The 11,331-nt window shown below is 50.2% G+C and carries 10 protein-coding genes, 5 tRNA genes and 1 pseudogene; all 16 read left to right on the forward strand.

Translation table 11 applies throughout. The annotated features are described in order from the left end of the window. The first annotated feature begins 230 nt into the window (after positions 1-230). The 16 genes and pseudogenes from JCM15908_RS07540 (at position 231) to JCM15908_RS13015 (ending at position 11,134) form a co-directional block, all read left to right on the forward strand. Positions 231-752 carry a transposase gene (locus JCM15908_RS07540; RefSeq protein WP_025002882.1) on the forward strand — a complete coding sequence of 174 codons (522 nt, stop codon included), beginning with the start codon at positions 231-233 and terminating at the stop codon, positions 750-752. 534 nt (positions 753-1,286) lie between these two features. Further along, a complete protein-coding gene (locus JCM15908_RS07545; protein ID WP_025002883.1) occupies positions 1,287-1,523 on the forward strand; it encodes a hypothetical protein in 237 nt (78 codons plus the stop codon). 303 nt (positions 1,524-1,826) lie between these two features. After that, positions 1,827-3,593: a choice-of-anchor J domain-containing protein gene (locus tag JCM15908_RS14145; protein WP_025002884.1), complete on the forward strand. Its 1,767-nt coding sequence runs from the start codon at positions 1,827-1,829 to the stop codon at positions 3,591-3,593. A gap of 184 nt (positions 3,594-3,777) precedes the next feature. Then, entirely contained in the window at positions 3,778-3,963 is a 186-nt protein-coding gene (locus tag JCM15908_RS14620; RefSeq protein ID WP_148295551.1) for a hypothetical protein, read from the forward strand. Between the two features lie 80 nt (positions 3,964-4,043). Continuing rightward, on the forward strand, positions 4,044-6,293 hold the full coding sequence (locus tag JCM15908_RS13005; RefSeq protein WP_148295552.1) for a ribosomal protein L7/L12: 2,250 nt from the start codon (positions 4,044-4,046) through the stop codon (positions 6,291-6,293). A gap of 684 nt (positions 6,294-6,977) precedes the next feature. Continuing rightward, a tRNA-Pro gene (locus JCM15908_RS07560) sits at positions 6,978-7,050 on the forward strand. Positions 7,051-7,082: 32 nt separating this feature from the next. Next, positions 7,083-7,155, forward strand: a tRNA-Gly gene (locus JCM15908_RS07565). Positions 7,156-7,201: 46 nt separating this feature from the next. Continuing rightward, a tRNA-Leu gene (locus tag JCM15908_RS07570) sits at positions 7,202-7,283 on the forward strand. 35 nt (positions 7,284-7,318) lie between these two features. Then, positions 7,319-7,402, forward strand: a tRNA-Leu gene (locus tag JCM15908_RS07575). Between the two features lie 34 nt (positions 7,403-7,436). Further along, positions 7,437-7,509 (forward strand) — tRNA-Gly (locus JCM15908_RS07580). Between the two features lie 32 nt (positions 7,510-7,541). Next, positions 7,542-8,081, forward strand: a complete 540-nt coding sequence (locus JCM15908_RS07585) for a hypothetical protein (protein ID WP_025002886.1) — start codon at positions 7,542-7,544, stop codon at positions 8,079-8,081. A gap of 54 nt (positions 8,082-8,135) precedes the next feature. Continuing rightward, on the forward strand, positions 8,136-8,543 hold the full coding sequence (locus JCM15908_RS07590) for a single-stranded DNA-binding protein (RefSeq protein WP_025002887.1): 408 nt from the start codon (positions 8,136-8,138) through the stop codon (positions 8,541-8,543). Continuing rightward, on the forward strand, positions 8,544-9,857 hold the full coding sequence (gene gldE / locus JCM15908_RS07595; RefSeq protein ID WP_025002888.1) for a gliding motility-associated protein GldE: 1,314 nt from the start codon (positions 8,544-8,546) through the stop codon (positions 9,855-9,857). After that, positions 9,847-10,179: a 4'-phosphopantetheinyl transferase family protein gene (locus JCM15908_RS13010; protein ID WP_051530777.1), complete on the forward strand. Its 333-nt coding sequence runs from the start codon at positions 9,847-9,849 to the stop codon at positions 10,177-10,179. The genes gldE and JCM15908_RS13010 overlap by 11 nt, the downstream gene beginning before the upstream one ends. Next, positions 10,170-10,352 carry a hypothetical protein gene (locus JCM15908_RS14625; protein WP_148295553.1) on the forward strand — a complete coding sequence of 61 codons (183 nt, stop codon included), beginning with the start codon at positions 10,170-10,172 and terminating at the stop codon, positions 10,350-10,352. Before JCM15908_RS13010 ends, JCM15908_RS14625 begins: the two co-directional genes overlap by 10 nt. Before the next feature lie 186 nt (positions 10,353-10,538). Continuing rightward, a pseudogene (locus tag JCM15908_RS13015) lies at positions 10,539-11,134 on the forward strand (porin family protein). Positions 11,135-11,331: the final 197 nt, after the last annotated feature.

Consider the following 11,331-nt stretch of genomic DNA (forward strand, 5'->3'; position numbering starts at 1 on the left):
TATGTTTCTCCGAATCACCCCAAGGACAGCGGACCGCAGCCACGGGCTATCTCCCTCACGAATCGTGCCCCAACAGGCCCGTAAACTATTCCTTATCTTAATTGGCATAAGATGAAAACGGAAAAATTTGGCTTTGTCGGTGAAATGTTTAATCTTTGCTACTATAAATCTTGCAGCAACCAAAAATCGCCCGGTGTTGAACAAATACATGCTTAAATAACCTAATCTCTATGAATGTAAACGAACAGCATCCTATGCCACAACGCAAGGCAATGCGGTTGGCGAATTATGACTACGCCACCCGTGGCTATTATTTCATAACACTCGTTATTTACAAGCGGCTGTGTTTGTTTGGGCATGTTTATGACGGATGTATGATGATGAGCGATGCTGCCAAGGTCTTGGAGCAAAGTTATTATGAGCTGCCTCAGACTTTCAAGGATGTAGAATGTGGGGAGCATGTTTTCATGCCCAATCATTTTCATTGTATAATAGGTTTACAAATAGGTGGAAATAGTAATCTGTCAGACATCATGCAGTGGTGGAAGAGTCATACGACAAACCTTTATATCCGCGGTGTGAAGGAAAAAGGATGGCCGCCATTCTCCCAACGCCTATGGCAGGGTCGTTTCTATGACCATATTATCCGCAATCAATATGATTTTGACAATATTCGCAATTATATTTACGAGAACCCCATACGTTGGGGGCATGATTGTTATAATCCGGATGCTCCCAACGCACAAGTTTAAGATTCAGGAGTCAATTACGGGGCATGCCCCTGTAGATTGATATGTTTCTCCGACTCGCCCCAAGGACAGCGAGCCGCAGCCACGGGGTGTGTCGTGTTGAGCCGCAGCCACGGTGTAGGGACAGACCGCGTGTCTGTCCGATAATCAAACAGCACACGCATGCGTAAGCGGACAGGCACAGGGCCTGTCCCTACGGATTTTTATGTCGGGGAAAGGCATTTTCTCCTATCAAACTCTACAAAAAGACATTGCCATAACGAATAGATCTGCCGTGCCCGATGCGCAGAAAATGCTGTTTATCTCCTTCGGAAAGACTAAAATATCCCCAAAGCTGTAAATGTTAAAAGGCCTAAAAATATCACTAATAAAACTCTGTGATTCAGATTGTTGCGATGTATTGATGTCCGATATTGATAGATTGGGAAAATGAAGAATGTCCGATTTCGCTATTTTTTTGTCCGATTTCGCTATGTACTTTCGCGAATCTTGCCCTTATCTTTGCAGCAGAATTAAGACATAAATTTCCACGGTAAGATGAAACAGCAATCAGACGGAAAGCAGAACCTACGGCAAAAGCAGAACATGCAGTTCTTGGAAGACCGTACCGACCTGCTTGATACCATCCGCGAAATGATTGACTGCGAACTCGACCGAAGAGAACAGGCAAAGAAACACGGTATTCACCCCGAGAATCCGCCGCCCATCCCACCGCCTCGTTGGTGTTCACTCTGGCAGCGCATCATGAACATCTTCACCGTCTGCCTGTTATAATTAATAAGGTAAATTAATATGAAACAAAATGCAGAACACAGCGGATAGGCAGAACGACAGCCACGGTGTAGGGGCAGACCTCGTGTCTGTCCGATAAACAGAAAACAGATAAACAGATAAACAGATAAACAGAAAACAGATAAACCGATAAACGAAGAAAGAAAACAAAAAAACAAAGGAGCACGGGGCGATGCAAACTCCACTTAACTCCAAAATAAAAAACAAACTATTATTTAACCCAAACGCCCGAGCCTCCGCAAGGCGTTGCCCCGGAAGGGGATTCAGCAGGGAGGCATAAATACGATGAAACATAAGAACTTATTCAAGAACACGGCAGCGGCGATAGTCGCCCTGTTCATCGCAATGCTCGCACTGCCGCAGACTGCGCAGGCAGGCGGAACCGTAACCATCGACGGAGAGGAAAAAGCCGTCCTGTCGCATGAATATGATGGTGGTACAGGGGGCTTTATGCTTTCTTTATACCTCTCGGAAGACAAGAAAGAAAAAATCGAACTGGAACTCAACAAGGACTTCCATGTGGGCAAGGACATCGACCTGACGGAGAAAGAAAGCGAACACGACGGATACTATTGGGCCGTAGTCTATTATAAGGGCGGTTCTAAGGTTTTCAACTCTTTTGCCAAACCCGGCTCAAGCGCGGCTGTCTTTACCACGGGTACGTTACGCATGGACGGCGACCCGGCAGGCACCTTCACCGTCAGGCTATCCAACGGCAAGATAACCGATAATATAAACGACGGCAAGACACACACCATCAGCATCAACTACAGCAGTGGCGAAGCAGAAACATACGCCATCACGGTTTGCGAACAGCCTGTAACGTCTGCCAACTGCCACGACCTCAGCAGTATTGACGGTGTGGAGGGAAAAGTATTCTACAACCCCGACACCAAGACCCTCACCCTTGAGAATGCGGTAATCAACACGTCCGCGACCATAATTGAAGTGGATAAGGATGACCCGACCGATGAGGTCTACACCATTGTCGTGAAAGGAAACAACGTCCTGCACTCCACCTACGGGCACGGACTGCGCTTCGCAGGAGTGAACCTGAACATCAAGGGCAGCGGCTCGCTCACCGTCAACTGCGACAGATTCATAGCCCTCTGCATCTACAAGGGCAATACGACCGTGTCTGGAGGCTGCTCCTTAACGATGAAGGGCTGTCAGGGAGTTAACGGCTGGAAAGAGGCAGGCCTGACCATCGACGGCTCGCACTTCACGGCTGTCTCCACGGGGACTGAGGACTATGACCACACCATGAGAAACCTGACATGGCTCGCCCTCAACAACTGCCAGATTACGCAGCCCGCAGGCGCAGCCTACGACCCATCGCTCATGGGCGTGGCACTTGACGGAACGCTGCTGAAGGGCGAGGTGGTGATAGAGCCGACACCGTCGGGCGGCACTCTTCTCTATGAAGGCTTCGAGCAGGAAGGCATGCCAGCGGGATGGAAAACCATCGACAGCGACGGCGACGGATACGACTGGACGTTCTATTTCAAGAACGAAGGAGAATATACGGTATCAGCACACTCGGGAGAGGGCATTGCCACTTCGTACTCTTACGGCGATGGTAAGCCCCTTAACCCGGACAACTACCTCATTACGCCGCTCGTGAGCGGAGCGACCAAGGTGAGATTCTATGCCATGGCACAGGATAAGGACTATCCTGCAGATCACTTCGCAGTATGCGCCTCGAAGACGGGCAGGGAAGTCTCCGACTTCGCCATCGTAGAGGAGTGGACCATGACGGCCGCCAAGCCTACGACGAGGACTGTTGGCCAGTGGTACGAATACAATGTTTACCTGCCTGCCGGCACCCGGTACGTAGCGTTCCGCCACTACAACTGCACCGACCAGTTCCGTCTGAACATCGACGACGTTACGGTATTCGGCACCGCCGACGGCATCAGCACCGTAGCCACCGCCGTGCCTGCCAAGAAGCAGGGCATCTACAACCTGCAGGGCGTGCGCATGTCCGGCGACTTCAGCCGCCTGCCGGCCGGCATCTACATCGTAGACGGACGAAAGGTAGTGAAGAAGTAGAATCCCTTCCCGGGCTGGCCTAAGTGCCAGTCAGAACATAAACGACATACCGTCTCCTCCCCTCTCGGGAAGGAGGCGGTAGTGTGTAATACATCCTTTTCTCCCTTGGCACGCAACGAATAATAAAAAAAAATTACCTGATATTTGGTGTTGTCGGAAGAAAACATTATCTTTGCGAACAAGAGTGCCAATTGCAGTCAAAGCAGCTGCTGGCAGGGTCGTGGCGGTGGCCGTCATCTTCTACCGCTCCCTGTTGATGCGGGTACTCACTTCGGCTTGCTCCGATATTCTGATACACATAGGCACATTCCTAACCGACAATCACCCTGTAGGGACAGACTGCCACGTCTGTAGCCGCAGGAAAAATTAATCATAATCATTAAACTCTAATGCCCGAGCCTCTATAAGGTATTGCCCCAAAAAGGGATTTAGCAGGGAGGCGTCAATACGATGAAACAACAAAGTCCATTCAAGAACTTGCCTGCGGCGATAGTCGCGCTGTTCGTCGCAATGTTTGCACTGTCCACCACAGCGCAGGCGCAGGAACGGTACGACCTTATGGTTGCAGGTGTATGGGTAACATCTGACAACTGCGACGACCTCACCGTCGTTGATGGGGTAGAGGGTGTCGCGCAGTACGACCCCGAAACCAAGACCCTCACCCTCGAAAACGCTACAATCCGTAACTCGGCAGAGGAAAACGGCTATGCCTCGGGTGTGGCTTTTACGAATACCATGGACGGACTGACCGTCAACCTCGTGGGCAACAATACCATTATTTCAGAAAATAGCATGGGTATGTTCAATTTCCGGGAAAAGCAGCTCATCCTTACGGGCGGCGGCTCGCTCAAGGTGAGCGGTGCGGAAACAGCGACGAACGACCTCTTCAGCTGTGGTATATTGAACAGGGGCAGCATGGTAGTGAAAGGCTGCACCGTTGAGGCAACAGGCGGAATCAGCGGCATTAACCACGGCAACTGGGAGTTCGACAGCTGCACCGTGCGCGTCAAGGGCGGCGGCTCTGCGAACGATGAATATGCAGGCAGCATGGGCTGGCTTCATTCTCAGCCTACTTTCAAGAATTGTATTCTTACCGCTCCAGCGGAAGGAGTATGGAGAGATTTTACAGGGGATGATGGAATCTACTACGCTCTCTTCGGCTCTGACGGCAAGGTGTTTACCGACTGGATAACCATCGCACCAATTACAGAGGTTGAAAACTACGGCTTTTATGTTGCAGGCGTGCAGGTAACGTCGGAGAACTGCAATAGCCTGACGGACATCCCCGGTGTAGAGGGAACCGTGAAGTATGACCATAGCAGCAAGACTCTCACCCTCGAAAACGCTACAATCCGCAATTCGGCAGAGGAAAACGGCTATGCCTCTGGTGTGGCTTTCACCAATACCTTGGACGGCCTGACCGTCAACCTCGTGGGCAACAATACATTTATTTCCGAAAAGAGCATGGGTATGTTTAATTTCCGGGAAAAGCAGCTCACTCTTACGGGCGGCGGCTCGCTCAAGGTGAGCGGTGCGGAAACGGCTGCGAATGAGCTTTTCAGCTGTGGTATACTGAACAGGGGCAGCATGGTAGTGAAAGGCTGCACCGTTGAGGCAACGGGCGGAATCAGCGGCATTAACCACGGTAACTGGGAGTTCGACGGCTGTACCGTGCGCGTCAAGGGCGGCGGCTCTGCGAACGATGAATACGCAGGCAGCATGGGCTGGCTTCATTCTCAGCCTACTTTCAAGGATTGTGGTCTCATCTCTCCAAAAGAAGGAGTATGGAAAGACTTTACAGGAGACGACGGAAACTACTACTCTCTCTTCGGCTCCGACGGCAAGGTGTTTGCCGACTGGATAACCATCGCGCCAATTCCAGAGGTTGAAAACTACGGCTTCAGTGTTGCAGGCGTGCAGGTAACGTCGGAGAACTTCAATAGCCTGACTGACATTCCCGGCGTAGAGGGAACTGTGAAGTATGACCATGACAGCAAGACCCTCACCCTCGAAAACGCTACAATCCGCAATACGGCAGAGGAAGACGGCAATGCCTCGGGTACGGCCCTTTTCAGCACCTTGGACGGTTTCGTTGTCAACCTTGTGGGCAGCAGCACCATTATCTCCGACAAGGGCATGGGATTATGCAATGCCGATTCTGCTCATCTTACCCTTATGGGTAGCGGAACTCTCAAGGTGAACGGTTCGGCAGCAGCGGATGGTCTCCATAGTTGCGGCATACAGAACAATGGCTACCTCACCGTGAAGGACTGCGTCGTTGAGGTGGCAGCAGGAGTCAACGGCATTTGCAAGGGTGTTTGGACATTCGACAACTGTATCGTGCGCGTCAAAGGCGGAGGTTCTCAGAGCAGCGAGTATGCAGGCAGCATCAGCAGCCTTTGGGATAAGCCTACCTTCAATGGTTGCTCCATCATTGCCCCGGAAGGTACATACCTGAAGGATTTCATGTTAGATGGTGGTAAGGAACCTTGCTACTCCCTCTTCGGTTCGGACGGCAAGGTAGTAACGAGCAAGGTGGTAATTTCCACTGAAGTCTCTGGCATCAACACCGTACCTGTTGGCGTGTCTGCCGGGGAGCAGGGTATCTACAATATGCATGGTATGCGTATGAACGGCAACTTCGACCAATTGCCTGCCGGCATCTACATCGTTGACGGCAAGAAGGTGGTGAAGAAGTAACTATCTTCTTTCGGATAGGCACGGGTGTGTCCCTACATGCAATCGGTGTGTAGGGGCACACTTTGTGTCTGTCCAGTCTTCAAGGAAAGAAGAACGCGTATAGTGGATGCGGTCAGGCAGAAAACAATACACGCACGCATCAGCGGATGCTGACAGGCAGAAAGCAGTAAACATACATTGTAACGAAAGCGGACTGGCACGTGGCAATGCGGACAGGCATAGGGCCTGTCCCTACAGATTGATATGCCTCCCCCGATTCCATCCCCAAGAACAACGAGTCGCAGCCACGCAGTAGGGACAGACCGCGTGTCTGTCCGATAATCAGAAGACAGCATACGCATGCAGCAGCGGATGCTCCAAGGACAACGAGTCGCAGCCACGCTGTAGGGACAGACCGCGTGTCTGTCCGATAATCAGAAAACAGCACGTGCACGCAGCAGCGGAAGTGGATAAACAGAATATAGCAGTACGCACGCATCAGCAGATACGGACAGGCACGAGTGTGTCTTTGTAATGGCACTCGCTGTGCGAGAGCAAGGGATTCAACGCGCTTCTTTGTGAAAAAACTTTGCAAAAAATATACGAAAAGTTTGGTGGAATTAAAAAGATATGCTATCTTTGCACTCGCAATTCAGAAATGATGTTTCTCTGCTAAAGAGATAATAAAATTTGTATGAATGGTAGCGGGGTGTAGCGCAGCCCGGTAGCGCTCCTGGTTTGGGACCAGCGGCCGCAGGTTCGAATCCTGTCGCCCCGACACACATCAAGAGAGATGTGTGGATGATAAATGCGGCAATAGCTCAGTTGGTAGAGCACGACCTTGCCAAGGTCGGGGTCGCGAGTTCGAGTCTCGTTTGCCGCTCTTTGACATTCTGAAATAAGTACTCAGGGAGACGTGTCTCTTTTATGCCCAGGTGGCGGAATTGGTAGACGCGCACGTTTCAGGTGCGTGTGTTTCACGACGTGCAGGTTCGAGTCCTGTTCTGGGCACTTTGCTTATTCAGAATGTTAATATAAATAATGTCGGAGAGGTGGCGGAATTGGTAGACGCGCTACTTTGAGGGGGTAGTGAAAATTGTTTCGTGGGAGTTCGAGTCTCCTCCTCTTCACATTAGTTTGTAAGAAGTTTCTTACATTGTTGATGCGGCAATAGCTCAGTTGGTAGAGCACGACCTTGCCAAGGTCGGGGTCGCGAGTTCGAGTCTCGTTTGCCGCTCTTTTTAAGAGAAACATACTAAAGCCAACAGAATGAATTTGTATTTAAGATACTTCGACAATGAAACGTTAGTACATAATGTCGATGACGCTCTTGATTTTTTGGTCTCTATCCCTGATATTCAGATGACTCCAGAATTGGAGGCTGATATTCGTACGTATGCTGCCAACGATGTGTTCTATCCGAAGCGGTATAAGGTGCGTCCCCGTATTTATTTCATTATCATTAAGACAGAGGCTGCCACCATGCTGGACTTCAAACAGAAGAAGGCTCTCCGTTCCAGTGGTGATTATGCACAGCGTAAGGAAAATCCTGCCATCATGCACCTTGCCGAAGAGCGGGAGGGATGGTATGAAGGGCAGCTCAACTTCAAGCGTGTAGTCTTCCTGCCTGCAACGGGGAAGCATGAGTATCGCGACACCCATTTTGTTGCGAACTGCAAGGCTGTTTCGGGCATGGACTGCTACAACCGAATCATTGATTATCTGAAGGGCAGGGTAGATGCCCGTAGTCAGTTTCCTTCTGCTAAAGGCAAGAACTTCTCCTTTAGGTATTTGGGAATGTGGAAGTAATAAGGGCGCATGTATTCCGGTGCGTACCCGTAACTTTTTTAATATGTTGATGGTATGAACAAGGTCATGTTGATTGGAAACGTAGGAAAGGAGCCGGAGATACATTACTACGAGGCCGACCAGTGTGTGGCCTCGTTTCCTTTGGCAACAACCGAGCGTGGATATGTGCTCCCGAACGGGACAAGCGTGCCGGACAGGACGGACTGGCACAACATCGTGCTGTTCAAGGGGCTTGCCAAGTATGCAGAGAGATATATTCACAAGGGGGATAAGGTTTATATAGAGGGCCGTATCCGCTACCGTACTTACGATGACAAGAAAGGGGCCAAGCGAATGGCGACAGAGATTTATGCCGATAATCTTGAGTGGCTGACCGCTCCCCGGAAATCGTCTGATATGGCCTCGTCTGAAAACACGCCGTCAGGGCAGCAGGTTGGCGACGACTCAAAACTCCCATTCTAAATGGTTGATTTATTATTGGACATATCTTCATACGTAGTCTTTCAGAGCCCGACTCCCGGAGTGCTGATAGCCGCGGCTTTGGCCGTTGTGCTTTTGGGACTTTCAGGGTTTGCCAGTGCATCGGAAATAGCTTTCTTCAGCCTTTCGCCTAATGACGTAGATGAACTGGATGCCGAACACAGCCCGGCCGACAAGCAAATAGAGATGCTTCGAGAAGATAGCGAGCGTACCTTGGCGACTATCCTGATTACCAATAATCTGGTGAACGTAACCATCATCATGCTTTCCAACTATGTCTTGGGCAGTGTTCTGCTGTTCAAGGTGGCTTGGCTGGAATTTCTTTGCATAACGGTTCTCCTTACCTTTATTCTTCTGCTTTTCGGTGAGATTATGCCGAAGGTGTACAGCCGCCAGAATTCCTTGCGGTTTTGCCGCCTTGGTGCAAGGTATATCGTCATGCTCCGCGGCCTGTTCTGGTATTTGGAGAATATTCTGCTCAAGAGCGGTACGTTCGCCGAGAAAATGGTGCAGAAGGAGAACAGGCAGCTGTCGGTGGATGACTTGGAGCAGGCTTTGGAACTGACGAACAAAAACGAAATCAAGGATGAGCAGAAAATGCTGCAAGGCATTATCCGATTCGGGGATGAGACGGCGAAGGAGGTGATGACTCCCCGGCAGGACATTGTCGACCTTGATATCCGCAGTTCCTATTCTGACGTGCTGAAGTGCATTGTGGAGAACAACTACTCGCGTATTCCCATCTATCAGGACAATGATGACAACATGAGGGGAGTGCTCTACATCAAGGATTTGCTTCCCTATCTTTCCAAGCCGTCCAATTTCAGGTGGCAGAGTCTCATCCGTCCTCCTTATTTCGTACCCGAGACCAAGAAAATCGACGATCTGCTGCGTGAGTTCCAAAGCAACAAGGTGCATATTGCGATTGTGGTAGACGAGTTTGGAGGCACGAGCGGCATCGTAACGTTGGAGGACATACTCGAGGAGATTGTAGGAGAAATTAACGACGAGTACGACGAGGAGGAGAAGTTCTATTCCAAGATAGGCAGCAATGTCTATCTTTTTGAAGGAAAAACACTGCTGAGTGATTTTACGAAGATACTGAACGTGGCTGACGACGAATTTTCGGAAGTGGAGGGCGACGCGGATTCGCTGGCAGGCCTGCTCTTGGAAATAAAGGGAGATTTCCCGGGCGTTCACGAAAAAATCATCTATAAGAACTATACCTTTGAGGTAATGGACATAGAGGAACGCCGTATCAGCAAGATAAAAGTTACCGTAGGCAATGCCCGTTAGGATAGAAGAGATTGCCGGAGACGTGGTTCTGGGCCTGTACGCCATCGGGCAGGGCAGGGCGGAAGAGCTTCGCGGAGAACGGGAACTCCTGAAGCTGATGCTGGGCAGGGAGGTGGAGATTTCCCACAATGCCGACGGCCGGCCCTTGATTTCCGATGGCAACGTCAGCATATCGCACACCAAGGGACATGTTGCCATCTTATTTTCCCCAACCCGTTCGGTGGGGGTCGATATTGAATTTCCCTCGGAGCGGGTGAAGCGCGTTGCCCCCCGTTTTCTCCGGAGGATGAAAGGTACGATTCGACAGAGGACTTGCAGATAGTATGGTGTGCCAAGGAAACCATGTACAAGCTGTATTCCGAAGAGCATTTGGCGTTGGCGGAGATGAAGGTGCGGCTGAAGGAATCGGAAATAATCAATATGCGGAACGGCAGCGTCGTGCGTTTTTTTCACCGGGTCAGCCCCGAGTATATCCTGACCGCTGCTTGGGAATAGGCCTTGGCCGTGATAACGGCAAACGGGTCTGGAAGCCGGAGATTATCGGATGCCGTTGTGCAGAAATAGGGTTTTCCCTATTGTTTTTGTGGGAAAAAACTTGCAGGTTAACATATAAGTTCTTACTTTTGCACTTAGTTATAATAAAGGAACAAGACAAAACGTTTAATTTTAATACATAAAGTTATGAAAAAGTTAATTCTCATGGCAGCAGTAATGCTTGCATCGGTTGGAGCATACGCTCAGCACGCAGTAGGTTCTTTCAATCTTCAGCCAAAGATTGGTATGAACATCGCGAATCTCTCTGAAGGAGATGCCGACAGCCGTATCGGCTTGGCAGCAGGTGTTGAAGGCGAGTATCAGGTTTCCGACCTGTTCTCTCTCTCGGCAGGTGCCATCTACTCCATGCAGGGATGCAAGAGCAAGTGGGAGGCTTTGGGTCAGTCCGTAACCACTACTACAAAACTGGACTATATCAACATTCCCATCATGGCCAACGTTTATGTTGTCAAGGGCTTGGCCGTGAAGTTGGGTATACAGCCGGGCTTCAAGGTGAACGGTGAGGTAAAGACCTCTGCTGAGACAAGCCTCGGTTCTGGCTCGAAGACGGCAGATGTTGATGCCAAGTCGTTCGACTTCTCCATCCTGTCGGCATCTCATACGAATATAACAATATTCAGCTCGATGCACGTTACAACTGGGGACTGACCAAGGTTTCAGACTTCTCTGATGCCAAGAACAGCGTATTCCAGATAACTCTGGGTTATAAGTTTGCATTGTAGTCTTAGAAAGGTATAAGTAAACGGGCCGTGTGCCAATTGTTCCCGGAACATTGGTACACGGTTTTTTTCATGTAGCGACGTCCGTCGGCAGAATCCCACATTCTGCCGACGGGCGTCTTTTTGTTTGGTGTGCGGTTTTATGACCGTGGGTTTTCAGGAGTGAGATATGCCTTTCCGTCCGCTTTCCATAGGGTATA

Source organism: Prevotella dentasini JCM 15908, from assembly GCF_000614065.1.
Lineage (GTDB): Bacteria > Bacteroidota > Bacteroidia > Bacteroidales > Bacteroidaceae > Prevotella > Prevotella dentasini.